A 24,317-nucleotide genomic window follows, 5' to 3' on the forward strand; every position below is an offset into this window, starting at 1 on the left:
TACGCGGGTTCCAGAAGGCCACTAGTTTCACGAGCAGGCCGACTTGTCCGTAACCCTCCTAAACATTCGCGCATTTTGGCACTACATATTGAGTCAAAACCCACGATTGTTTGTCTTAGCCACTACATTTCCAACAAACCGTAATAGGCGCAGTCAGCAACTGACAGGCGGCACCTCAGGCCGTTACAATTACCGACTTTGTCGCAACGCTTGGAGCTCAACCTTCCGTGCCCGTTCTGCGTCTACCGCTACTCCCTGCCGCGGCAGGTAAACAGCACTGGGGCAACCTGCCCGGTGCCGCCCTGAGCCTGGCCATTGCCGAGGCTGCCAGTGCAGCCAAGCGCTTTACCCTGCTGCTGACCGCCGACAGCCAAAGCGCCGAACGGTTGGAGCAGGAGCTGAGCTTCTTCGCCCCCGATTTGCCGGTGCTGCATTTCCCGGACTGGGAAACCCTGCCCTACGACCTGTTCTCGCCGCACCAGGACATCATTTCCCAGCGCATCGCCAGCCTGTACCGCCTGCCGGAACTGGCTCACGGCGTGCTGGTGGTGCCGATCACCACTGCCCTGCATCGCCTGGCGCCGACCAAATTCCTGCTCGGCAGCAGCTTGGTGCTGGACATCGGCCAGAAGCTTGATGTGGAGCAGATGCGCACGCGCCTGGAGGCCAGCGGCTACCGCTGCGTCGACACGGTGTACGAGCACGGTGAGTTTGCGGTGCGCGGTGCGCTGATCGACCTGTTCCCGATGGGCAGCAAGTTGCCGTATCGCATCGACCTGTTCGATGACGAGATCGAAACGCTGCGCACCTTCGACCCGGAAAACCAGCGCTCCATCGATAAAGTCGAGTCGATCAAGTTGCTGCCGGCACGGGAATTTCCCCTGCAAAAAGACGCGGTCACGCGTTTCAAGGCGCGCTTTCGCGAGCGCTTCGACGTGGACTTCCGCCGTTGCCCGATCTTCCAGGACTTGAGTAGCGGGATTACCCCGGCCGGTATCGAGTACTACCTGCCGCTGTTCTTCGATGAAACCTCCACCCTCTTCGACTACCTGCCCCAGGACACCCAGGTGTTCTCGCTGCCGGGCATCGAACAGGCGGCGGAAAACTTCTGGAACGACGTACGCAACCGCTACGAAGAGCGCCGCGTCGACCCGTCCCGGCCTTTATTGCCGCCTGCCGAATTGTTCCTGCCGGTCGAAGACTGCTTCGCCCGCCTGAAAAGCTGGCCGCGCGTTGTGGCCAGCCAGCAGGATGTGGACGCCGGCAGTGGCCGCGAGCGCTTCCCCGCAGCGGCGCTGCCGGATTTGGCTATCCAGGCCAAAGCCACACAGCCGCTGGAGGCGCTGTCCAACTTCCTCGGCGACTTCCCTGGCCGCGTGCTGTTTACCGCAGAGTCCGCCGGCCGCCGCGAGGTGCTGCTGGAGTTGTTGGAGCGCCTGAAGCTGCGACCGAAGACCGTCGACAGCTGGCCGGATTTTGTAAACAGTAAAGAACGCCTGGCGATCACCATCGCACCGTTGGATGAAGGCCTGTTGCTGGATGATCCGGCCCTGGCACTGATCGCCGAGAGCCCGCTGTTCGGCCAACGCGTGATGCAGCGTCGCCGCCGCGAAAAACGCGCCGATGCCAATAACGATGCGGTGATCAAGAACCTCACCGAACTGCGCGAAGGCGCGCCCGTGGTGCACATCGACCACGGCGTGGGCCGCTACCTCGGTTTGCAAACCCTGGAAATCGACAACCAGGCCGCCGAATTCCTTACCATGGAATACGCCGAAGGCGCCAAGCTCTACGTGCCGGTGGCCAGCCTGCACTTGATCGCGCGCTACACCGGCAGCGATGACGCGCTGGCGCCCTTGCATCGCCTGGGCTCCGAAACCTGGCAGAAAGCCAAGCGCAAGGCCGCCGAACAGGTGCGCGACGTGGCTGCCGAATTGCTCGACATCTACGCCCGCCGTGCCGCGCGCGAAGGTTATGCGTTCGCCGACCCGAAAGCCGACTACGCCACCTTCAGCGCCGGCTTCGCCTTCGAAGAAACCCCCGACCAGCAGACCACCATCGAAGCGGTGCGCGCCGACATGCTCGCGCCCAAGCCGATGGACCGCCTGGTGTGCGGCGATGTGGGCTTCGGCAAGACCGAAGTGGCGATGCGCGCAGCTTTCATTGCGGTGCACGGTGGCCGTCAAGTCGCGATTCTGGTGCCAACCACCCTGCTCGCCCAGCAGCACTACAACAGCTTTCGCGACCGCTTTGCCGATTGGCCGGTGACGGTGGAAGTGATGAGCCGCTTCAAATCGGCCAAGGAAGTCAATGCCGCGATTGCCGACCTGGCCGAAGGCAAGATCGATATCGTGATCGGCACGCACAAGCTGCTGTCGGACGATGTGAAGATCAAGAACCTGGGCCTGGTCATCATCGACGAAGAACACCGCTTCGGCGTGCGCCAGAAGGAGCAACTCAAGGCCCTGCGCAGTGAAGTCGACATCCTCACCCTCACCGCCACGCCGATTCCACGCACGCTGAACATGGCGGTGTCGGGCATGCGCGACCTGTCGATCATCGCCACGCCGCCGGCGCGCCGCCTGTCGGTGCGCACCTTCGTGATGGAGCAGAACAAAAGCACGGTCAAGGAAGCGCTGCTGCGCGAATTGCTGCGCGGTGGCCAAGTGTATTACCTGCACAACGATGTGAAGACCATCGAGAAGTGCGCCGCCGACCTCGCCGAACTGGTGCCGGAAGCGCGTATCGCCATCGGCCACGGGCAGATGCGCGAGCGCGAACTCGAACAGGTGATGAGCGACTTCTACCACAAGCGCTTCAACGTGCTGATCGCCTCGACCATCATCGAGACCGGTATCGACGTGCCCAGCGCCAACACCATCATCATCGAGCGCGCCGACAAGTTCGGCCTGGCCCAGTTGCACCAGTTGCGCGGCCGCGTCGGGCGTAGCCACCACCAAGCCTATGCCTACCTGCTGACGCCGCCGCGCCAGCAAATTACCAGCGATGCAGAAAAGCGCCTGGAAGCCATCGCCAACACCCAGGACCTGGGCGCAGGCTTTGTGCTGGCCACCAACGACCTGGAAATCCGTGGCGCCGGCGAACTGCTCGGCGACGGCCAGAGCGGGCAGATCCAGGCGGTGGGTTTCACCCTCTATATGGAGATGCTGGAACGCGCGGTGAAAGCCATTCGCAAGGGCGAGCAACCGAACCTCGATCAACCGCTGGGCGGTGGCCCGGAAATCAACCTGCGCCTGCCAGCGCTGATTCCCGAAGACTACCTGCCGGATGTGCATGCGCGGCTGATCCTGTACAAGCGCATTGCCTCGGCCACCGACGAAGAAGGTCTCAAGGACCTGCAAGTGGAAATGATCGACCGCTTCGGTCTGTTGCCGGAGCCGACCAAGAACCTGGTGCGCCTGACCCTGCTCAAGTTGCAGGCCGAGCAATTGGGCATCAAGAAGGTCGACGCCGGGCCGCAAGGCGGGCGTATCGAATTCGAAGCCCAGACGCCGGTGGACCCGTTGGTACTGATCAAGCTGATCCAGGGCCAGCCCAACCGCTACAAGTTCGAAGGGGCTACGCTGTTCAAGTTCATGGTGCCGATGGAACGTGCCGAAGAACGCTTCAATACCCTGGAGGCGCTGTTTGAGCGCCTCATTCCGAAATCCGCTTGAAGGACGCCTCCATGCGCGTGTTCCGCATTCTGAGCCTGTTGTTGGTGGTACTCGCGCCTTCAGCCTTTGCCGACAGCCCCTACCAGGTGGAAATGATCCTGGTGCGCCAGAATGCGGAGCCTGTGATCAACAGCCGCGCGGCCCCGGAAAACTGGGATGGCGGTGCGCCGCGCCTGGGCGAGCGGATGAGCCCGCCGCGCCTGGGTAACATCGTCGACAAGCTGCGCGCCGATTCCAACTACACCGTGCTCGCGCACAAAGCCTGGGAACAGAACCTGGGCGAGCAACCGGTGAAGATCGCCATCACTGACGGCCAGGAGCAGTTCGGCCAATTCCCTATCGAGGGTGTGTTGAACCTGCAGCTGGGTCGTTTCACCGACATCGATGCCGACTTCTGGATCAACCAGTTCGACAGCAACGGCAGCGTGATCGCCAGCGAACACTTGAGCCAGAAGGATGTACGCACCAAGAACAACCAGCTCAACTACCTGGATGGCGGCCACTTGGCGCTGCTGATCAAGATCACCTCGCTGACCGCCAAGCCGCCCAGCGCACCACCGCCCGACCTGCAGGACTGATCCAGCGCCATGCCCCCGTCATCACTGACCAAACCCCTGGCCCCTTCCTGGGCCAATCGTTTTAAGGAACAAAGCCTGGAGCGCGGGCGGCGTTATGCGCTGGAGAATCGGGTGCGCATCGTCGAGTCCGGCGACAGCACTATCACCGCCAGTTGCGAAGGGTCGGGCAGCAACGTGTACCGGCAAACCATCTCGTTGCGCGAATCGGCCAAGGGCATGCTGATTCTGGTGGACAGCCGCTGTACCTGCCCGGTGCACACCAACTGCAAACATATCGCTGCAGTGCTGCTCAAGGTCCAGGAAACCCTGGCCTACCCGGCGGCGGCCCAGGACGCCGAGTTGCTGGGCAAACTCCAGGCGGTACTGGATAACCGCGTGGTGCTGCCGCAGGTGGTCATGGAGGATGTGCGCCCCGTGCCGCGCCTGTGGCTGGCCAGTGTGGAGTTCAGCGCGTTCGAGCCGCGCAATGGCAAGATGCAGCGTTACATCCAGCATCGCGCGGCGCTGTCGTTCAACTATCTGGGCAATTATGTCAGCGGGCAAAAGAACGCCGACATCATCGTGCGCCAGGAAACCCAGAGCCTGCGCATCAAGCGCCATCCGGAGCTGGAACAAGCGTATCGCGAGCAACTGCGCCTGCTCGGCTTCAAGATCGCCACGCGCCAGAGCAAGGCGCTGCCGGAGAGTGCCGGCGAACTGTTCGAGATGGTCAATGACAGCGCCTGGTTGAATTTCACCCTCAACGCATCCCCCGCGCTGCGGGCCGAGGACTGGGAGCTGCAGATCGATGAAGACTTCGGTTTCGACCTCAGCCCGGTAGACGACTGGTACGCCAGCGTCGATGAAGCCCCCGAGCGTGACTGGTTCGACCTGGAGCTTGGGATTATCGTCAACGGCGAACAGCTGAGCCTGCTGCCGATCCTGCTCAACTTGATGCGCTCCCACACCGAGATCCTCAATCCGGAAAAACTCGCCCGACGTCGCGATGATGAACTCATCCTGGTGAATATTCCCGGCCTGCCCAACGGCCACGGTCCGCTGCAGGTGGCGCTGCCTTATGGACGCTTGAAACCGGTACTGGCGACGCTCGGCGAGTTCTACCTGCAGGAAGCCGGCAGCACCACGTTGCGCCTGGCCAAGGCCGATGCCATTCGCCTGAACCCGCTGGAAGACCTGCCGCTGCAATGGGAAGGCGGCGAGAAGATCCGCAACTTTGCCCAGCGTCTGCGTGACATCAAGGATTTCACCTGTGTGGCGCCTGAAGGCTTGAATGCAACCTTGCGCCCTTACCAACTGGAAGGCCTGAGCTGGATGCAGTCGCTGCGCCAATTGGAGGTGGGTGGAATTCTTGCGGATGACATGGGCCTGGGTAAAACCTTGCAGACCCTTGCGCATATTCTTACCGAGAAAGCCGCCGGTCGTCTGGACAGGCCGTGCATGGTGGTGATGCCCACCAGCCTGATCCCCAACTGGCTCGATGAGGCGGCGCACTTCACCCCTCAACTGAAGGTGTTGGCGCTTTACGGTGCCGGGCGCAAGAAGCACTTCGCCAATCTGCAGGACCACGACCTGCTGCTGACCACCTACGCCCTCCTGCCCAAGGACATCGAACATCTCGCCGCCCTGCCCTTGCACGTGCTGATTCTCGATGAAGCCCAATACATCAAGAACCCCACCAGCAAGGCGGCTCAAGCGGCCCGCGAGCTGAATGCACGGCAGCGCCTGTGCCTGAGCGGCACCCCACTGGAAAACCACCTGGGCGAACTGTGGTCGCTGTTCCACTTCCTGCTGCCGGGCTGGCTGGGCGACGTGAAAAGCTTCAACCGCGATTACCGCGTGCCGATTGAAAAACGCGCCAGTGAAGTGCGATTGCAGCACCTCAACGGTCGGATCAAACCGTTCCTGCTGCGCCGCACCAAAGAGCAGGTGGCCACGGAACTGCCGCCCAAGACCGAGATCATCCACTGGGTCGATCTTAATGAAGCACAGCGCGACGTGTACGAAACCATGCGCCTGGCCATGGATAAAAAGGTCCGCGACGAGATTACCCGCAAGGGCGTGGCCCGCAGCCAGATCATCATCCTTGAGGCACTGCTCAAATTGCGCCAGGTGTGCTGCGATTTGCGCCTGGTCAACGACGCCACTCTACCCGCCCGCGGCAGCAGCTCGGGCAAGCTCGACAGCCTGATGCAGATGCTTGAGGAATTGTTTGCCGAGGGGCGGCGGATACTGTTGTTCTCGCAGTTCACGTCGATGCTGAGCTTGATTGAGGCTGAACTGAGGAAACGCGAAATCGCCTACGCCTTGCTGACCGGCCAGACCCGTGATCGGCGCACACCGGTGAAGGACTTCCAGAGCGGCAAACTGCAGATTTTCCTGATCAGCCTCAAAGCGGGCGGCGTCGGCCTGAACCTGACCGAAGCCGACACCGTGATCCACTACGACCCGTGGTGGAACCCCGCCACCGAAAACCAGGCCACCGACCGTGCGTATCGCATCGGGCAGGAAAAGCCGGTGTTCGTGTACAAGATGATAGCCCGGGGCACGGTGGAGGAAAAAATCCAGCACTTGCAGAAGGAGAAGTCCGACCTGGCAGCGGGTGTACTGGACGGGCGTACGACTGGGGACTGGCAGTTGGGTAATGAGGATATCGAGGCGCTGTTTGCGCCGTTGCCCAATAAGCAGGAAAAGCGCTGACTGTCGGATTGCCCCCGATGGGCGCGACGCAGTCTTCAGTCGATCAACTGCGCATCGCGCAACGCGCTAAGCGCTGTCAACCAACGCGGATCCTGCTTATAGTCCGTCGACGCAACTGCCTGACCCCGCATACGTGCAATCCGCGCCGACGGGGTGACCTTCATCCGCTGCGCCGCACTCAGCGCCAGCTCGGCAGCCGCACGGTCATTGCACACCAGCCCCATGTCACAACCGGCCGTCAGCGCCGCCTCGATGCGACTCGCCGCATCGCCCACCACATGGGCGCCCGCCATGGACAGGTCATCACTGAAGATCACCCCGTCGAACTGCAACTCGCCGCGCAGGATGTCCTGCAACCAGCGGCGTGAGAAACCGGCCGGCTGGCTGTCCACCTGCGGGTAGATCACATGGGCGGGCATCACGGCGGCCAATTGCCTGCTCAGGCGTGCGAACGGTACCAGGTCATTGGCGCGAATCTGTTCCAGGCTGCGCTCGTCATTGGGAATCGCAACGTGGGAATCGGCCTCGGCCCAGCCGTGACCGGGAAAGTGCTTGCCGGTGGCAGCCATGCCGGCGCTGTTCATCCCACGGATAAAGGCACCGGCGAGCACGGCAGCGCGCTCGGGATCGCCTTCGAACGAGCGAGTGCCGACCACGGCGCTGCGCTGGTAATCGAGGTCAAGCACCGGCGCAAAACTCAGGTCGAGGCCCACGGCCAGCACTTCGGTGGCCATGATCCAACCACAGTGTTCGGCCAGGGACTCGGCGTTGGGTTTATCCGCCAGCGCGCGCATGGCCGGCAGGCGCACGAAGCCCTGGCGCAGGCGCTGCACGCGTCCGCCCTCCTGGTCGACCGCCAGCAGCAGGTCCGGGCGCACCGCACGGATCGCCGCGCTCAACTCGCGGACCTGGCGCGGGTGCTCGATGTTGCGCGCAAAAATGATCAAGCCGCCCACTTCAGGTTGGCGCAACAGATGGCGATCCTCGGCCGTCAGCCAGGTACCGGCAACGTCGACCATCAAAGAACCTTGCAGGGCAGCAGTCATAAATCTTCCTTAAATAACGCGCACAACCCGTCACTCCTACCAGGTACGGTAAGTACAACGGGTTGCGCGTAAATAGCTGAAATCGGCATGGCGGCTAGCTTAGCGGATGCAAGCGGCCACGCACACCCGCGACGGTCAAACCTTGGCGAGGGCGGGTGTGGATTTGCTGCGCGGGCGCAATTGGGCCACAGCCATGGCCTGATCGGTCACACCGGTTTCGGCGCGCATGCCTGCGGCGAGGAACGGCACCATCAGGCGCATCACCTGCTCGATGGACGTATTGACGCCGAAATCGGTCTCGGCAATCGCGCGCAGCGCCTTGATCCCGGACATGCTGAAGGCGGCGGCGCCGAGCATGAAGTGCACGCGCCAGAACAGTTCGATCGGAGGAATGCGCGGAGCGGCTTCATTGACCAACAACATATAGCGACGGAATACCTTGCCGTACATGTCTTCCAGGTAACGTCGCAAGTGACCCTGGCTCTGGCTGAACGCCAGGCCCAGGAGGCGCATGAAGATAGACAGGTCATTGCCGCTGCGCGGTTGAACCACCAGGGCTTGCTCAACCAGGATTTCCAGCAGTTCTTCCAGGCTTGGCGTGTTATCGGCTTTAGCCTGGCGACGTTCGAGTTCACGGTCGAGACTGGCGCAGAACGGCCCCAGAAAGCGCGAAAACACCGCCTGGATCAGGGCCTTTTTTGAGCCGAAATGATAGTTCACGGCGGCGAGGTTGACCCCGGCCTTGCTGGTGATCAGCCGCAATGAAGTTTCAGCAAATCCTTTTTCCGCGAACAACTGCTCGGCAGCATCGAGAATGCGTTCAACGGTTTCCGACTGGGCCATGGCTACTCCGCCTGACAAACACTTGTTTGAAACATACGTTTCAGGGTATGTCTTGTCAAGCCTGCGCGCCCGTTTTCCGGCCGGGCAGTCATCTATTTCGTCGCTATTTAATCACATCCTCCACGGTCTGTAGGCAGCGCTATCTTCGCCTTGCAGTAACGCGGATGAATGACCGTCCAGCGGAGGCGCAAAAAAGGATGATTGCCAAGCGCGATTCACTGTATATAATCCCAGTCACTGTATAAAAAGACAGAGCGATCAACATGCTAAAACTGACGCCACGCCAAGCTGAGATTCTGGCTTTTATCAAGCGCTGCCTTGATGACAACGGTTATCCACCGACACGCGCCGAAATCGCGTTGGAACTGGGTTTCAAGTCTCCCAACGCTGCTGAAGAACACCTTAAGGCCCTCGCTCGCAAAGGCGCGATCGAAATGACCCCAGGGGCTTCACGCGGTATACGCATCCCTGGTTTCGAAGCCAAGGCCGACGAATCGACGCTGCCGATCATCGGTCGAGTGGCCGCTGGTGCACCGATCCTGGCGCAACAGCACGTCGAGGAATCCTGCAACATCAACCCGACCTTCTTCCATCCTCGTGCCGACTACCTGCTACGTGTGCACGGCATGAGTATGAAGGACGTGGGCATTTTCGACGGTGACCTGCTGGCCGTTCACACCACCCGCGAAGCCCGCAATGGCCAGATCGTCGTGGCCCGGATCGGCGATGAAGTCACCGTCAAACGCTTCAAGCGTGAAGGCAGCAAGGTCTGGCTTATGGCCGAGAACCCGGAGTTCGCGCCGATTGAAGTGAACCTCAAAGACCAGGACCTGGTGATCGAAGGCTTGAGTGTCGGCGTCATTCGCCGCTAAAGGAGACATCATGCAGCTCGTGCACACCCCACAACACACACAACTGTCGCTGTTCGAGGCCTTCATGGCTCAACCCCTTGCGCCCCTCCTCAAGGAAACGGTCGAAGCTCCCTGGAGCTGTGAACCCGAGGTATTCAGTGAATTGTCGTTGCGTGGTGCTGCCGGGAGCTGCTTGAGCCTGCTGGCGCCGATCCTTCGCGAACTCAGTCAAGAGCAGGACGCGCGCTGGTTGACCCTGATCGCCCCGCCCGCCAGCCTGACCCAGGCTTGGCTACGGGATGCCGGCCTCAACCGTGAAAGGATTCTGTTGCTGCAGCCAAGGGGCGCACAGAGTGCCCAGCAGTTGACCTGTGAAGCCTTGCGCCTGGGCCGCAGCCATACCGTGGTGAGCTGGCTGAACCCGTTGAGCGCAACGGCCAAGCAGCAGTTGATCAGTGCCGCTCACACAGGTGATGCGCAGAGCTTGAATATTCGATTGGGATAAGGGTGAACGGTTACACCGGGCTCAGTGAAGAACCCTTGGGCCATCGTCCTTTTCCGGCTCGCCTTCAGCCAGGCGACCGGCCATTTGCACCCCGACGCTCAACATGGCTTTAGCCACTTCCACATGCTGGCCTTGCAGGAACGCTTTTGCGTCTTCGGAGAAGTTCAGGGTGACCAGAGAACCTTCGTCCTCAGCCCGGCGCAGCTCGATTCGGCCGTCAGGCAGTTCAACAATTTCCAGAAAGGACGTTGGCATAAAAGTCTGTTCTCCACGAAAGCGTGGGATTATATCAGTGTTGTCGCGTGCAGGCTTGCCCGCTCAGCACTCGTTCAGGCCTTCGCGAAAGCGCAATGCCAGCTTTTTCAGCGCCTGGCGCCAGCTTTCCAGCTCTTCGCGACTCAAAGGCTTGGGTTCCTCCGCTTCCAACGAAACCGCCATGATCAATGGCTGCGTCACATCACCCTTGGGTACATGAGGGACACGGGGCGGCTGGAACATGTCGGCATGTGCCTTGAGCAGGCGCGCTACCCAACTGTCCGGGCTCTGGGCCATTTCCACCAACTCGGCCAATTCCGGGATAGCCATGGTGTCCAATACTTCCCGGGTCATGATCATTTCAGCACGGGGCGAACCTGCCTGGGGCAGGCGGTAGAACCCGGCGATTTCATGGCATAGCCCCAGCAAGGCGCCGTACAGGTGAAACAAAGCGGCTTCACGCCCCGCCTGGACCAGCGCGATGGCATTCATCTCCTTCCCCACCTCGGCACGGCCAAGGGCCTCCAGGGACAAACCCGCGAAATAAATTTTCTGATTGGTACGGGTATAGAGTTCGTTGGCCATGACGGCAATCTCCACAACGAATTAGGCCTGATGCTGGCTTGTAGGAGCGAGCTTGCTCGCGAAAAACTTTAGAGCACCACTGTGTATCAGATTTCTCGCGTCATCGTTAACGACCTTCGCGAGCAAGCTCGCTCCTACACCAAGAAAAGGCCGCCTATAAAGGCGGCCTTGGTATTTCCCAGATTACTCAATCAAGCGCCCTGGCGCTTGTCCTCGACCTTCCACTTACCACCGTCGTAGAACGCCTTCCAGCCGGTAGGCTTGCCGTCGACTTCGGTCTGCACGTACTGCTCCTTGGTTTTGCGGCTGTAGCGGATCACGGCTGGGCGACCATCCGGGTCCTTCTTCGGCGCTTCACACAGGAAGTGGTACTTGGGATCGATCTCGTCCTTGTGCGGCACGATCTCCAGCACCAGCGGTGCACGGGTCTCGCGGTTTTTCGGGAACTGGCTGGCGGCCAGGAACAGGCCCGAAGCACCGTCGCGCAGGATATAGGTGTCGTTGACCTTCTCGCACTTGAGCTCGGGCATCTTCACCGGATCCATTTTCGGCGGCGCCGCATCACCGCTTTTCAGCAGCTTGCGGGTGTTCTTGCAGGTCGGGTTGGTGCAACCGAAGAACTTGCCGAAACGCCCGGTCTTGAGCTGCATCTCGCTGCCGCACTTATCGCACTCCAGGCTCGGACCTTCGTAGCCCTTGATGCGGTAGGTGCCCTCTTCGATCTCGTAGCCGTTGCAATCCGGGTTGTTACCGCAGATGTGCAGCTTGTGCTTTTCATCCAGCAGATAGGCATCCATCGCCGTGCTGCAGATCGGGCAACGGTGCTTGCCACGCAGCACCAGCGACTCCGATTCACCCTCGTCATCCGCGGCGATTTCATCGCCCGGTACCAGGTTGACGGTGGCCTTGCAGCGTTCTTTGGGCGGCAGGCTGTAGCCCGAACACCCCAGGAACACGCCGGTGGAGGCGGTACGAATCTGCATCGGCCGGCCGCAGGTGAGGCACGGAATGTCGGTCATGACCGGCTGGTTGGCGCGCATACCACTCTCAGGGCTCTCGGCCACTTCGAGTTTTTTCTTGAAGTCGCCGTAGAACTCGTCCAGCACGTTTTTCCAGTCGCGTTCGCCCTGGGCCACGTCATCGAGGTTCTCTTCCATGCCGGCGGTGAAGCCGTAGTCCATCAGGTTGGAGAAGCTCTCGGACAGACGCTCGGTGACGATATCGCCCATCTTTTCCGAATAGAAACGACGGTTGTGCAGCGCCACGTAGCCACGGTCCTGAATCGTGGAAATGATCGCCGCATAGGTCGAAGGACGACCGATACCGCGTTTCTCCATCTCCTTGACCAGGCTGGCTTCCGAATAACGCGCCGGCGGCTTGGTGAAGTGCTGGGACGGGTCGAGCTTGATCAGCTTCAACGTATCGCCCTGAGCCATATCCGGCAGCACATCGTCGTCGCCAGGCTTGGCGATCTGCGGCATCACACGGGTATAGCCGTCGAACTTGAGGATACGGCCCTTGGCACGCAGCTCGAAATCACCGGCGCCCACGCTTACCGTGGTCGACAGATATTGCGCCGGCAGCATCTGGCAAGCCAGGAACTGACGCCAGATCAGCTCGTAGAGGCGTTCAGCGTCGCGCTCCATGCCGCTCAGCTTGCTGGGCTCGGTGTTGGCGTCGGAGGGGCGAATCGCTTCGTGAGCCTCCTGTGCGCCTTCCTTGCTGCTGTAGACGTTGGGCTTTTCCGGCAGGTACTTCTTGCCAAATTCGCTTTCAATATAAGTACGCGCCATCGCCACCGCGTCTTGCGACAGGTTGGTCGAGTCGGTACGCATGTAGGTGATGTAACCCGCTTCGTACAGACGCTGGGCCATCATCATGGTTTTCTTCACACCAAAGCCCAGGCGGTTGCTCGCGGCCTGCTGCAGGGTGGAAGTGATGAACGGTGCCGACGGCTTGCTGCTGGTCGGTTTGTCTTCACGCTTGACGATGCTGTAGCTGGAGGCCTTGAGCTTTTCCAGCGCAGCCATGGCCTGGGCTTCGTTCAGCGGCTTGAAGGCCTCGCCTTTTTCGCGGGCCACTTCAAAGCGCACGTTGGCGCCCTTGGCGGTGCCGAGGTCGGCGTGGACTTCCCAATACTCTTCGGGGTTGAACGCGCGGATCTCACGCTCACGCTCCACCACCAGCTTCACCGCAACCGATTGCACACGACCGGCGGACAGGCCACGGGCAATTTTCGCCCACAGCAGCGGCGAGACCATGTAACCCACCACGCGGTCGAGGAAACGTCGGGCCTGCTGGGCGTTGACGCGGTCAATGTCCAGTTCGCCCGGCTTGGAGAAGGCTTCCTGGATGGCTTTCTTGGTGATTTCGTTGAATACCACGCGCTTGTAGCGGCTGTCGTCACCGCCGATGGCTTCCCGCAGGTGCCAGGCAATAGCCTCCCCTTCGCGGTCCAAGTCCGTTGCGAGATAGATGGTGTCGGCATCTTTGGCAAGCCGGCGCAGCTCTTCGATGACCTTTTCCTTGCCCGGAAGGATTTCGTACTTGGCCTTCCAGCCATGGTCAGGGTCCACACCCATGCGTGAGACCAGCTGCTTGCGCGCTTTCTCTTTAGGGGTGAGCACCGGACCTTCGCCCGCAGCCGCCTTGCCGCGCTTGGCGGCAGGCTCCTTGCTGGCGCTAGCCGAACCGCTGGTGGGCAGGTCTCGGATATGGCCGATACTCGACTTCACCACGTACTCGTTGCCCAAGTACTTGTTGATGGTCTTGGCCTTAGCCGGGGATTCCACAATGACCAGCGATTTGCCCATGGATCGGAAAATTCCTGAATTCGAGAAGTGAAAGGCAGTTGGCGCCTGTCGCGGCAACGCTATATATAGTGGCAACAAGATGAGGTCAAGCGCAGTATTCTGCGCGACCTGTGGTTATTGCCCTGAAAAAAGACTGGGTTCTGCCTGGACCAAAGCAAAGCGCGGGACCTGCTCGCCGTCAACTTCGACGGTCTCCAGGAACATGCTCAAGGGGCGCACCCAAAAGCCGTATTCGCCATACAGGGCTTGGTAAAACACCACTTCTTCTTCGGTTTCGGAATGCCGTGCCACGCTGAAAACGCGGTACTGCGGCCCCTTGTAATGTTGGTAGAGCCCTGGTTCGACTTTCATGCTCTGGCCCTCGTACAAAATTTGTTGAAAAAAAATATTAAAAAAATCCAAAAAACAAAAACCGGGGCACTGGGCCCCGGCTTCCGTCAAGCGAACGGTTAAACGCGTTCGAAGACGGTGGAAATACCTTGGCCGAGACCAATGCACATGGTTGCAACCCCAAGGTTGCCGCCATTTTGCTTCATCACGTTAAGCAATGTGCCGGAGATGCGTGCACCGGAGCAACCGAATGGGTGGCCCAGGGCAATCGCGCCGCCGTGCAGGTTAACCTTCTCATTCATCTTGTCGAGTACTTTCAGATCTTTCAGCACGGGCAGGGCCTGTGCGGCGAAAGCTTCGTTGAGCTCGAAGAAGTCGATATCGGAGATGGTCAGGCCCGCGCGCTTCAAGGCTTTTTGTGTGGCCGGTACCGGACCATAGCCCATGATCGCCGGGTCCACACCCGCCACAGCCATCGAACGAATCACCGCCAGCGGCTGGATGCCCAGGTCCTGGGCACGCTGCGCCGACATCACGATCATGCACGAAGCGCCGTCGGTGATCTGGGACGACGTACCGGCCGTCACGGTGCCACCCTTTGGATTGAACGCCGGCTTCAGCGCCGCCAGGCTTTCCAGGGTGGTGTCCGGACGGATGGTTTCATCGTAGTCGAACAGTTTGAGGAAACCGTTCTCGTCATAGCCGTTCATCGGGATGATTTCATCCTTGAACTTGCCTTCCACGGTCGCCTTGTGGGCGAGCTGGTGGGAACGCAGGCCGAACGCGTCCTGGGCTTCACGGGTGATGCCGTGCATTTTGCCGAGCATTTCCGCGGTGAGGCCCATCATGCCCGAGGCTTTTGCCGCGTACAGCGACATGTGCGGGTTAGGGTCGACGCCGTGCATCATGCTGACGTGGCCCATGTGCTCCACGCCGCCGACCACGAACACATCGCCGTTGCCGGTCATGATCGCTTGCGCAGCGGTGTGCAGCGCGCTCATCGACGAACCGCACAGGCGGCTCACGGTCTGGCCGGCCGCGGTGTGCGGGATCTGGGTCATCAACGACGCCATGCGCGCGATGTTCCAGCCCTGTTCCAGGGTCTGGTTCACACAGCCCCAGATCACGTCCTCGACTTCGTTCGGGTCAACCTTGACGTTGCGTTCCAGCAGCTTGCTGATCAGGTGCGCCGACATGTCTTCGGCGCGGGTGTTGCGGTGCATGCCGCCCTTGGAGCGGCCCATCGGCGTGCGACCGAAGTCGACAATCACGACGTCTCTTGGATTCAAGCTCATAAATATTCTCGCTCTAGTCGATTGGGCGCTTAACCGAAGAAGCTCTGGCCATTCTTGGCCATCTCACGCAGCTTCGCGGTCGGGTGGTACAGCGGGCCCAAATCAGCGTATTTGTCAGCCAGGGCAACGAACTCGGCCACACCGATCGAATCGATGTAACGCAGCGCACCACCACGGAATGGAGGGAAACCAATACCGTACACCAGGCCCATATCGGCCTCGGCGGCGGTCTCGACGATGCCGTCTTCCAGGCAACGTACGGTTTCCAGGCACAGGGCGATCATCATCCAGTTGATGATGTCTTCGTCCGACACCTCACGCTGCTCGTAGATGACCGGGGCCAGCACTTCGTGCACCGACGGGTCGGCTACTTTCTTCTGCTTGCCCTTCTTGTCGGCCTCGTAGGCGTAGAAACCCTTGCCGTTCTTCTGGCCCAGGCGCTTGGCCTCGTACAGCGCGTCGATCGCCGAACGACGGTCGTCTTTCATGCGGTCCGGGAAACCTTCAGCCATGACGTCGCGACCATGGTGGCCGGTGTCGATGCCGACCACGTCCATCAGGTACGCCGGGCCCATGGGCCAGCCGAATTTCTCCATGACCTTGTCGATGCGCACGAAGTCCACACCGGCGCTGACCAGCTTGGCGAAACCGCCGAAGTAGGGGAACAGCACACGGTTGACCAAAAAGCCCGGGCAGTCGTTGACCACGATCGGGTTTTTGCCCATTTTCTTGGCGTAGGCAACGGTGGTGGCCACGGCCAGTTCACTGGACTTCTCGCCACGGATCACTTCCACCAGCGGCATCATGTGCACCGGGTTGAAGAAGTGCATGCCGACGAAGTTTTCCGGACGCTTGAGGGCCTGAGCCAGCAGCGAAATGGAAATAGTCGAGGTGTTGGAGGCCAGGATGGTGTCGTCTTTGACCTGCGCCTCGACTTCAGCCAATACCGCCTGCTTGACCTTCGGATTTTCGACAACGGCTTCGACCACCAAGTCGACGTGGCCGAAATCGCCGTAGGACAGCGTAGGACGAATACCGTTAAGCACTTCAGCCATTTTTGCAGCGGTCATGCGACCTTTATCAACGCGGCCCACCAGCAGTTTGGCGGCTTCCGCCAGGCCCTGCTCGATACCGTGCTCGTTGATGTCCTTCATCAGGATCGGCGTGCCTTTGGACGCCGACTGGTAAGCGATGCCGCCCCCCATGATACCGGCGCCGAGTACGGCGGCCTGTTTCACGTCGCGGGCGATCTCGTCGTAGGCCTTGGCCTTTTTCTTCAGCTCCTGATCGTTCAGGAACAGGCCGATCAGGCTCTGGGCCGCCGAGGTTTTCGCCAGTTTGACGAAGCCCGCAGCTTCCACTTCCAGGGCTTTGTCGCGACCGAAGTTCGCGGCTTTCTGGATGGTCTTGATCGCTTCAACCGGCGCCGGGTAGTTCGGGCCGGCCTGGCCAGCCACGAAACCCTTGGCGGTTTCGAACGACATCATTTGCTCGATGGCGTTGAGCTTGAGTTTTTCCAGCTTCGGCTGACGCTTGGCCTTGTAGTCAAATTCGCCGCTGATGGCGCCCTTGATCAGGTTCAGCGCGGCTTCGGCCAGTTTGTCCGGGGCAACCACAGCATCGACGGCGCCGACTTTCAGCGCGTCTTCAGCACGGTTTTCCTTGCCGGCGGCAATCCATTCGATGGCGTTGTCGGCACCGATGATGCGCGGCAGGCGCACGGTACCGCCGAAGCCTGGGTAGATGCCCAACTTGACTTCAGGCAGGCCGATTTTGGCAGTGGTCGACATGACGCGGAAGTCCGCCGCCAGGCACATTTCCAGGCCGCCGCCCAGGGCGATACCGTTGATCGCAGCAACGGTGGGTACGTTGAGGTCTTCGAAATCGCTGAAAATCTTGTTGGCTTCAAGGTTGCCAGCCACCAGCTCGGCATCGGGCAGCTTGAAGTTGTCGACGAATTCGGTGATGTCAGCGCCGACGATAAACACGTCCTTGCCGCTGGAGACGATCACGCCCTTGACCGAAGCATCTGCTTTGATGGTGTCTACGGCCTGACGCAGTTCGTTCAGGGTTAGACGGTTGAACTTGTTGACGGACTCACCCTTGAGGTCGAATTTCAATTCGACGATGCCACTTTCAAGAGCCTTAACCGTGATGGCTTTACCTTCGTAAATCATCAACTGATCTCCACGATATGGAAGCTGAACAGTACACACCGAACGCTGGCCTCTGGTTGGACATTGACACCTGCATCAATGCTCACGCCAATCCGCCAGGCACACCCGCCAGTGCGATAGTCGGGGTTATGTCAGAGCCGTCTGTAGGACAAACGCTCAATTCATACGCCCGTTTGATTTGGGTACGCCACCTTCATCCAATTCCAGGCAATTGTCAATCGCTCCAAAGGCTAGGAAAAACGCGACTTTCCAGTCAGTTCAGAACCCGGAGCACAGGATAGCAAGCCGTCAATATCCAACTATTCACAGGATCAATAATAGGAAAGATGTGGGAAAAGGCTGTACAGAAAGGGATTGGCGGCTAGGCTAACCGCAACCTGAGGATTTACCGGCCTGCCTGGCCAGCTCCAGCCCGATGATGAGTCGGGCTTTTTATTGCCCGGCCTTCCGGTTTTTCTGCAGGCGCGAGCTTGCTCGCGAAAATCGCCACCCATAACGCAGCTAACTCGGCTTTAACGCGGCGCTCTCGGGTTTTTCGCGAGCAAGCTCGCGCCTACAATGAGTGGGTCCTATCAGGCCAGGGCTTTGAGCAGCGCGTCGATATCCTTCAACACACTGGCATCGCCCTTCTCGCCCCAGTACAAGGCGATCATTTGCTTGTCCGCCTCGACCTTGTAGACGTTAGCCGGCAGCGTTGAAAAATGCGGCAACAACTTCTCATCCACGCACACCTCGCGCCATTGGTTGACCCACACACCCGGTTCCCACTGCCAGTAACTCCAGATGGCCGGCGCGTTGCCGCGCCGTGGCCGGCAGTACTGCGCGCAGGGGCTCGGCGGCTCTTGCTTGAGCCAGTGCGGCCATTCCTGGGGCGCCAGTTGCATGGCCAGCCCGATGCGGCGCGCCTCCATGCGCAGCGCCATGCGCCCGCTCTGGTGGCGCGAGGGGCGCAGCCATGCCAAAGGGCTCAGCACCACAACAAGGATTGACACCACTATCCAGACCGTCATATGTGTACTCCCGAATTTCTAGATGAGCGGATTTGACCTGACGCAAGCCGATCCGCTTGAAAGCAGCCATACTGAACCTATTGCAGTCTCCCTGGAGGAACGCCCCATGCCCTATACCCATATTCTGGTCGCCGTCGACCTGACCGAAGAGTGCGATCCAGTGATCAAGCGCGCGCAGGAATCGTCAATTGCCAATGGCGCCAAACTGTCGCTGGTGCATATCGTTGAGCCGATGGCCATGGCCTTCGGCGGCGACGTGCCCATGGATCTTTCCCAGTTGCAGCAACAGCAATTTGACCAGGCCAAGGAGCGTCTTGAGCGGTTGATCGTCAAATATCCTCAGTTGACTAAAGACGCGTGCCACCTCACCTACGGCCAGCCGCGCCAGGAAATCCATCATCTGGCCAAGGAGCAAGGCTGCGACCTGATCGTGGTCGGCAGCCATGGCCGCCATGGCCTGGCGTTGCTGTTGGGCTCCACTGCCAATGATGTGCTGCATGGCGCGCCGTGTGATGTGCTGGCCGTCAAGTTGGTTAAAAGTTCGTAAGATCGATGGCGATCCAATGTGGGAGGGGGCTTGCCCCCGATAGCATTCTGTCAGTTGATATATCTGCTGACGGGTACACCGCTATCGGGGGCAAGCCCCCTCCCACACTTGAATCGCATTCATATGAAAAAGCCCGGCGCTCATAGAACAGCGCCGGGCTTTTTCATTGCGGGCCGATCACTCAGGCATCCAACTCGGCCCAACGCTCAACCAGCGCTTCCAACTCCTGGTTCAACGTCTCCAGGGAGGCGATGACCGCAGCGGTTTCCGCTGCCGGGCGCTGGTAGAAACCGGCGTCAGCCATCTCGGCCTCTACTGCCGCAATCTGCTGTTCCTTGGCATCGATATCACCCGGCAAGGCTTCCAGCTCGCGCTGCAGCTTGTAGCTGAGCTTTTTCTTGGTGGCGGGCGCAGCTTCCTGTACCGGAGCAGCGGCGGCCACAGGCGCGACGACCGCAGAGGTCAGGTCGGCCTTGCCGGACTTGCTCTCGGTCACGCCCAGCAGGCGCGGCGATCCGCCCTGGCGCAGCCAGTCCTGATAACCACCGACGTACTCGCGTACCTTGCCCTCACCTTCGAAGACCAGGGTGCTGGTCACCACGTTGTCGAGGAATGCCCGGTCGTGGCTGACCATCAGTACGGTGCCGTTGAAGGTCAACAGCACTTCTTCGAGCAACTCGAGGGTTTCCACGTCGAGGTCGTTGGTCGGTTCGTCGAGCACCAGCAGGTTCGCCGGCTTGCTGAACAGTTTGGCCAGCAGCAGGCGCGCGCGCTCGCCACCGGACAAGGCTTTGACCGGCGTACGTGCACGTTGCGGGCTGAACAGGAAGTCGCCCAGGTAGCTGAGTACGTGGCGGCTCTGGCCGTCGATGTCGATAAAGTCGCGACCTTCGGCGACGTTGTCGATCACGGTTTTCTCCAGGTCCAACTGGTGGCGCAACTGATCGAAGTAAGCCACGTCGATACGCGTGCCCTCTTCCACCGTGCCGCTGGTTGGCTGCAAACCGCCGAGCATCAGCTTGAGCAAGGTGGTCTTGCCGGTACCGTTGGCGCCCAGCAGGCCGATACGGTCGCCGCGCGCCAGGACCATGGAGAAGTCCTTGATCAGGAACGGACCTTCCGGATGATGGAAGCTGACGTTCTCCAGCACCATCACCTGCTTGCCCGACTTGTCGGCGGTGTCGAGCTGGATATTGGCCTTGCCGGTGCGTTCGCGACGTTCGCTGCGCTCAACCCGCAGCGCTTTCAACGCACGCACACGGCCTTCGTTACGGGTGCGACGCGCCTTGATGCCCTGGCGGATCCAGACTTCTTCCTGGGCCAGTTTCTTGTCGAACAACGCGTTGGCGGTCTCTTCAGCCGAGAGTGCGGCTTCCTTGTGCACCAGGAAGCTGGCGTAGTCGCCGTTCCAGTCGATCAGGCCGCCACGGTCCAGTTCGAGGATGCGGGTGGCCAGGTTTTGCAGGAAGGAACGGTCGTGCGTGATGAACAGCACGGCGCCCTGGAAATCCTTGAGGGCTTCTTCCAGCCAGGCAATGGCGCCGATATCCAGGTGGTTGGTCGGCTCGTCGAGCAGCAGCAGATCCGGCTCGGACACCAGGGCCTGGGCCAGCAGCACGCGACGACGCCAGCCGCCGGACAACTGGGCGAGGGTCTTGTCGGCCGGCAGTTGCAGGCGGCTCAGGGTGCTGTCGACCAGTTGCTGCAAGCGCCAGCCATCGCGGGCTTCGAGGTCTTGCTGGACATGCATCAGCTTGTCCAGGTCGGCTTCGGTGACGCAGTTCTGCGCCAGGTGATGGTATTGCGCAAGCAATTCGCCAACCCCGTCCAGGCCTTCGGCAACCACGTCGAACACTGTCCGCTCGTCGGCTACCGGCAATTCCTGCGGCAATTCGCCAATCTTGAGGCCCGGAGCGCGCCAGACAGAGCCCTCATCGGGCTTCTGGTCGCCTTTTACCAGCTTCATCATGCTCGACTTGCCGGTGCCGTTGCGGCCGATGATGCACACCCGCTCACCACGGGCGATCTGCCAGGACACCTTGTCCAACAACGGCATAGCGCCGAAAGCAAGGGACACATCGCTGAATTTGAGCAGGGTCATACGCTTCTCCAAAAACTGGGCGCGCATTCTACCTGAGTTGAGGGTGGGATGCGGCCTGCATTTTCGCTGCCGACACGTTCTGCAGGACATTTGCCGCGAACTTGAACCAACCGGCCGGCAAAGCTTTCGCCGGTCGCTGGCAAAAGGCTAAGCTAGGGGCAATCAGTGTCGGCGATGCCGGTGCTAGTCGTGATTTCTCTGCACGGACGTCTCATGCGCAGTCGCCTTTTCAACTTTTTATCCTGCCTGCTTCTTTCCGCCACCGCCGTTCAATCTGCCCAGGCCGTGGACCTCACCACCCAACGTCAATATTACGATGAAGCCAAGCGCGCCCTCGCCAAGGGTGACAGTGGCCCGTACATGCAATACAGCCAGGCTCTGGCCGACTACCCGCTGACGCCGTACCTGGCGTATGACGAACTGACCGCGCGGCTTAAAACCGCGAGCAACCAGGAAATCGAACAGTTCCTCGCCAAAAACGGCGACCTGCCCCAAGCCAACTGGATGAAGCTGCGCTGGTTGCGCTGGCTGGCCGAACGGGGTGACTGGCAAACCTTTGAAAAGTACTACGATACCAAGCTCAACTTCGTCGAGCTGGACTGCCTGCATGGCCAGTACCAACTGACCCACAACCTCAAGGCCGAGGGCTACAAGACCGCCGAAAAGCTGTGGATGACCGGCAAATCCCAGCCGGCCGCCTGTGATGTGACCTTTGGCCAATGGGCATCTGACGGTCAGTTGACCGAACAAAAAATCTGGGACCGCACCAAGCTTGCCGCCGAAGCACGCAACTACGCACTGGCCAACAGCCTGGTGAAAACCCTGCCGACGCTCGGCGCCCAGGGCCGCCTGATGATCGACGTGGCGCAAAAACCCGACATGCTCAGCGACCCGTCGCGCTTCCTGCCGGCCACCGAGGCCATGTCCGACGCCGTGGGCCTGGGCCTGCGCCGACTGGCCCGCCAGGACCCGGACAAGGCCATGGCCCTGCTGGACGGCTACGCCAGCAGCATGCACTTCTCCCGTGACGAAAAAGTCTCGATTGCCCGGGAAATCGGCCTGACGCTCGCCCGTCGCTACGACCCTCGTGCGTTGGAGGTAATGACCAAGTACGACCCGGAGTTGCGTGACAACACCGTTTCGGAATGGCGCCTGCGCCTGCTGCTGCGCCTGGCGCGCTGGGAAGATGCCTACCAACTGACCCGCAAGCTGCCCCAGGACCTGGCCACCACCAACCGCTGGCGCTACTGGCAGGCGCGCAGCCTGGAGCTGGCCGAACCGAAAAACCCGCAGGCGCTGGTGCTGTACAAAAACGTGGCCAAGGAGCGCGACTTCTACGGCTTCCTCGCCGCCGACCGTTCCAAGACCCCTTACCAGTTGAACAACAAGCCGCTGGTGATGAGCCAGGCGCTGGTCAATAAAATGCGCAATACCCCAGGCGTGCGCCGTGCCCTGGAGTTCTACGCCCGTGGCCAGATCGTCGATGGCCGCCGCGAGTGGTACCACGTCAGCCGTCACTTCAACCGTGATGAAATGGTCGCGCAGGCGAAGCTGGCCTACGACATGAAGTGGTACTTCCCGGCGATCCGCACGATCAGTCAGGCGCAGTATTGGGACGACCTGGACATCCGCTTCCCGATGGCCCACCGCGACACCCTGGTGCGCGAAGCCAAGGTGCGCGGCCTGCATTCGAGCTGGGTGTTCGCGATTACCCGCCAGGAAAGTGCCTTCATGGACGATGCCCGCTCCGGCGTCGGCGCCAGCGGCCTGATGCAACTGATGCCCGGTACCGCCAAGGAAACCGCACGCAAGTTCAGCATTCCCCTGGCTTCCCCGGCCCAGGTACTGGACCCGGACAAGAACATCCAGCTCGGCGCCGCCTACCTGAGCCAGGTGCACAGCCAGTTCAACGGCAACCGTGTACTCGCTTCCGCCGCCTACAACGCCGGCCCCGGCCGCGTGCGTCAATGGCTGCGCGGTGCCGATCACCTGAGTTTCGACGTGTGGGTGGAAAGCATCCCGTTCGACGAAACCCGCCAGTATGTGCAGAACGTGCTGTCTTATTCGGTGATCTACGGGCAGAAGCTCAATTCGCCGCAGCCGTTGGTGGATTGGCATGAGCGGTATTTTGATGACCAGTAAGAGGGGCAGCTTCAAGCGGCAAGTTTGAAGCTTCAAGAGGAATGCCCGCATTGAGAGATGCGGGCATTTTTTATGAGTCGGCTTTACACCGCCTCAGCCAGCGCCAGGCTCAAGGCTTGCAACATGAATTCAACAAAGGGCGTCGCTTCTGCCTGCTGATCCGCCGCCGAAAGCGCAGCATAGTAGGCATCCTGCTGATCCCGAATGACCGCCTCCACTGGCAGATAAGCGAGCGCCGGACGCCATTGGCTGAGTATCAACGTCTGCCAGAGCCGCCCCATTCGTCCATTGCCGTCTGCAAAGGGATGGATGAATTCGAACTCGTAATGGAATACACAACTGGCGATCAAAGGGTGCCAATCTGAAGCTGACTGCCATTGCAGCAAATCATCGATCAGCTGCGCAACGCGACTCGCGGGCGGCGCCATATGGACCAATTGCTCGCCGCGATAAATGCCAACCCCCGAGTGACGAAACCGTCCGGCATCGTCTATCAATCCGAACATCAGCAGTTCGTGGGCTTTCAGCAGGTCAGCACGATCACTCGGCGTCCAGTGCGGCATCGCCTCATAGGCTGCAAAGGCGTTGCGCACCTCCTGGATTTCCCGTGGCAGGCCCAGTACTCGCTTACCCTCCAGGACAGCGGTGACTTGCTCGACGCTGAGCGTATTGTTCTCGATCGCGAGCGAAGCCTGAATGGTGCGAATCCTGTTACCGCGCCTCAGCTGAGGCGTCTGGCGGCTATCATTGCCCGCCGAGAGCTGACCGATCTGCTCACTGATATCGGCCACTAGAGCCAGCATCTTTGTCGTCAGCGTCAACGGAGGTTGATAACGGCTCATATCCTCATCCAGATCATTTATCG

At 60.4% G+C, this 24,317-nt stretch carries 17 protein-coding genes and 1 pseudogene; 7 read left to right on the forward strand and 11 right to left on the reverse strand.

Annotation, left to right across the window (positions count from 1 at the left end):
- The first annotated feature begins 227 nt into the window (after positions 1-227).
- The 3 genes from mfd to BFQ04_RS08870 are packed head-to-tail and all read left to right on the forward strand — an operon-like array spanning position 228 to position 6,952.
- A complete protein-coding gene (gene mfd, locus BFQ04_RS08860) occupies positions 228-3,677 on the forward strand; it encodes a transcription-repair coupling factor (RefSeq protein ID WP_065950487.1) in 3,450 nt (1,149 codons plus the stop codon).
- An 11-nt stretch (positions 3,678-3,688) separates the two neighbouring features.
- The gene (locus BFQ04_RS08865; RefSeq protein ID WP_065950488.1) at positions 3,689-4,255 is read left to right on the forward strand and encodes a CsiV family protein; all 567 of its coding nucleotides are present in this window, start codon (positions 3,689-3,691) and stop codon (positions 4,253-4,255) included.
- A 9-nt stretch (positions 4,256-4,264) separates the two neighbouring features.
- Positions 4,265-6,952, forward strand: coding sequence for a DEAD/DEAH box helicase (locus BFQ04_RS08870; protein WP_065950489.1), 2,688 nt, complete (start codon positions 4,265-4,267; stop codon positions 6,950-6,952).
- 35 nt (positions 6,953-6,987) lie between these two features.
- On the opposite strand, the gene nagZ is transcribed toward BFQ04_RS08870, so the two are convergent.
- Positions 6,988-7,998 carry a beta-N-acetylhexosaminidase gene (nagZ, locus tag BFQ04_RS08875; protein WP_065950490.1) on the reverse strand — a complete coding sequence of 337 codons (1,011 nt, stop codon included), beginning with the start codon at positions 7,996-7,998 and terminating at the stop codon, positions 6,988-6,990.
- 135 nt (positions 7,999-8,133) lie between these two features.
- Complete coding sequence (locus BFQ04_RS08880) at positions 8,134-8,841, reverse strand: TetR/AcrR family transcriptional regulator (protein WP_065950491.1); 708 nt, start codon at positions 8,839-8,841, stop codon at positions 8,134-8,136.
- Between the two features lie 263 nt (positions 8,842-9,104).
- Between BFQ04_RS08880 and lexA the strand changes: the two genes are divergently transcribed.
- Together lexA and sulA are read left to right on the forward strand one after the other, a co-directional pair.
- The gene (gene lexA, locus BFQ04_RS08885) at positions 9,105-9,713 is read left to right on the forward strand and encodes a transcriptional repressor LexA (RefSeq protein WP_017137423.1); all 609 of its coding nucleotides are present in this window, start codon (positions 9,105-9,107) and stop codon (positions 9,711-9,713) included.
- Between the two features lie 10 nt (positions 9,714-9,723).
- The gene (gene sulA / locus BFQ04_RS08890) at positions 9,724-10,197 is read left to right on the forward strand and encodes an SOS-induced cell division inhibitor SulA (RefSeq protein WP_065950492.1); all 474 of its coding nucleotides are present in this window, start codon (positions 9,724-9,726) and stop codon (positions 10,195-10,197) included.
- Positions 10,198-10,218: 21 nt separating this feature from the next.
- Here sulA and BFQ04_RS08895 read toward each other — a convergent pair whose 3' ends face one another.
- From BFQ04_RS08895 to BFQ04_RS08925, 7 genes are all read right to left on the reverse strand, one after another.
- Positions 10,219-10,452 carry a hypothetical protein gene (locus tag BFQ04_RS08895; protein WP_065950493.1) on the reverse strand — a complete coding sequence of 78 codons (234 nt, stop codon included), beginning with the start codon at positions 10,450-10,452 and terminating at the stop codon, positions 10,219-10,221.
- 63 nt (positions 10,453-10,515) lie between these two features.
- Complete coding sequence (locus BFQ04_RS08900; protein ID WP_065950494.1) at positions 10,516-11,037, reverse strand: DUF6586 family protein; 522 nt, start codon at positions 11,035-11,037, stop codon at positions 10,516-10,518.
- Between the two features lie 191 nt (positions 11,038-11,228).
- Complete coding sequence (gene topA / locus BFQ04_RS08905; RefSeq protein ID WP_053136569.1) at positions 11,229-13,850, reverse strand: type I DNA topoisomerase; 2,622 nt, start codon at positions 13,848-13,850, stop codon at positions 11,229-11,231.
- A gap of 114 nt (positions 13,851-13,964) precedes the next feature.
- A complete protein-coding gene (locus BFQ04_RS08910) occupies positions 13,965-14,201 on the reverse strand; it encodes a DUF1653 domain-containing protein (protein WP_065886336.1) in 237 nt (78 codons plus the stop codon).
- A gap of 98 nt (positions 14,202-14,299) precedes the next feature.
- Positions 14,300-15,475: an acetyl-CoA C-acyltransferase FadA gene (gene fadA / locus BFQ04_RS08915; protein WP_024074080.1), complete on the reverse strand. Its 1,176-nt coding sequence runs from the start codon at positions 15,473-15,475 to the stop codon at positions 14,300-14,302.
- Between the two features lie 29 nt (positions 15,476-15,504).
- On the reverse strand, positions 15,505-17,652 hold the full coding sequence (fadB, locus tag BFQ04_RS08920) for a fatty acid oxidation complex subunit alpha FadB (RefSeq protein ID WP_065950495.1): 2,148 nt from the start codon (positions 17,650-17,652) through the stop codon (positions 15,505-15,507).
- 572 nt (positions 17,653-18,224) lie between these two features.
- Complete coding sequence (locus BFQ04_RS08925) at positions 18,225-18,662, reverse strand: hypothetical protein (protein ID WP_065950496.1); 438 nt, start codon at positions 18,660-18,662, stop codon at positions 18,225-18,227.
- A gap of 106 nt (positions 18,663-18,768) precedes the next feature.
- On the opposite strand from BFQ04_RS08925, the gene BFQ04_RS08930 reads away from it, so the two are divergent.
- Positions 18,769-19,209, forward strand: a complete 441-nt coding sequence (locus BFQ04_RS08930; RefSeq protein ID WP_065950497.1) for a universal stress protein — start codon at positions 18,769-18,771, stop codon at positions 19,207-19,209.
- Positions 19,210-19,390: 181 nt separating this feature from the next.
- Here BFQ04_RS08930 and BFQ04_RS08935 read toward each other — a convergent pair whose 3' ends face one another.
- A complete protein-coding gene (locus tag BFQ04_RS08935; RefSeq protein WP_065950498.1) occupies positions 19,391-21,310 on the reverse strand; it encodes an ATP-binding cassette domain-containing protein in 1,920 nt (639 codons plus the stop codon).
- 213 nt (positions 21,311-21,523) lie between these two features.
- On the opposite strand from BFQ04_RS08935, the gene BFQ04_RS08940 reads away from it, so the two are divergent.
- Complete coding sequence (locus tag BFQ04_RS08940; protein ID WP_065950499.1) at positions 21,524-23,452, forward strand: transglycosylase SLT domain-containing protein; 1,929 nt, start codon at positions 21,524-21,526, stop codon at positions 23,450-23,452.
- Positions 23,453-23,538: 86 nt separating this feature from the next.
- Here BFQ04_RS08940 and BFQ04_RS08945 read toward each other — a convergent pair.
- Positions 23,539-24,294, reverse strand: a pseudogene (locus BFQ04_RS08945) (Fic family protein); the annotation flags it as partial.
- Between the last annotated feature and the right edge of the window lie 23 nt (positions 24,295-24,317).

This window comes from Pseudomonas sp. 37 R 15, from assembly GCF_900004865.1.
GTDB lineage: Bacteria > Pseudomonadota > Gammaproteobacteria > Pseudomonadales > Pseudomonadaceae > Aquipseudomonas > Aquipseudomonas fluorescens_AM.

Bases quoted from the DNA above. Each gene is read 5' to 3' on its own strand.
- BFQ04_RS08865 (WP_065950488.1), top strand. From the start codon at position 3,689: ATGCGCGTGTTCCGCATTCTGAGCCTGTTGTTGGTGGTACTCGCGCCT.
- BFQ04_RS08870 (WP_065950489.1), top strand. From the start codon at position 4,265: ATGCCCCCGTCATCACTGACCAAACCCCTGGCCCCTTCCTGGGCCAAT.
- nagZ (WP_065950490.1), bottom strand. From the start codon at position 7,998: ATGACTGCTGCCCTGCAAGGTTCTTTGATGGTCGACGTTGCCGGTACC.
- BFQ04_RS08880 (WP_065950491.1), bottom strand. From the start codon at position 8,841: ATGGCCCAGTCGGAAACCGTTGAACGCATTCTCGATGCTGCCGAGCAG.
- lexA (WP_017137423.1), top strand. From the start codon at position 9,105: ATGCTAAAACTGACGCCACGCCAAGCTGAGATTCTGGCTTTTATCAAG.
- sulA (WP_065950492.1), top strand. From the start codon at position 9,724: ATGCAGCTCGTGCACACCCCACAACACACACAACTGTCGCTGTTCGAG.
- BFQ04_RS08895 (WP_065950493.1), bottom strand. From the start codon at position 10,452: ATGCCAACGTCCTTTCTGGAAATTGTTGAACTGCCTGACGGCCGAATC.
- BFQ04_RS08900 (WP_065950494.1), bottom strand. From the start codon at position 11,037: ATGGCCAACGAACTCTATACCCGTACCAATCAGAAAATTTATTTCGCG.
- topA (WP_053136569.1), bottom strand. From the start codon at position 13,850: ATGGGCAAATCGCTGGTCATTGTGGAATCCCCGGCTAAGGCCAAGACC.
- BFQ04_RS08910 (WP_065886336.1), bottom strand. From the start codon at position 14,201: ATGAAAGTCGAACCAGGGCTCTACCAACATTACAAGGGGCCGCAGTAC.
- fadA (WP_024074080.1), bottom strand. From the start codon at position 15,475: ATGAGCTTGAATCCAAGAGACGTCGTGATTGTCGACTTCGGTCGCACG.
- fadB (WP_065950495.1), bottom strand. From the start codon at position 17,652: ATGATTTACGAAGGTAAAGCCATCACGGTTAAGGCTCTTGAAAGTGGC.
- BFQ04_RS08925 (WP_065950496.1), bottom strand. From the start codon at position 18,662: ATGACGGTCTGGATAGTGGTGTCAATCCTTGTTGTGGTGCTGAGCCCT.
- BFQ04_RS08930 (WP_065950497.1), top strand. From the start codon at position 18,769: ATGCCCTATACCCATATTCTGGTCGCCGTCGACCTGACCGAAGAGTGC.
- BFQ04_RS08935 (WP_065950498.1), bottom strand. From the start codon at position 21,310: ATGACCCTGCTCAAATTCAGCGATGTGTCCCTTGCTTTCGGCGCTATG.
- BFQ04_RS08940 (WP_065950499.1), top strand. From the start codon at position 21,524: ATGCGCAGTCGCCTTTTCAACTTTTTATCCTGCCTGCTTCTTTCCGCC.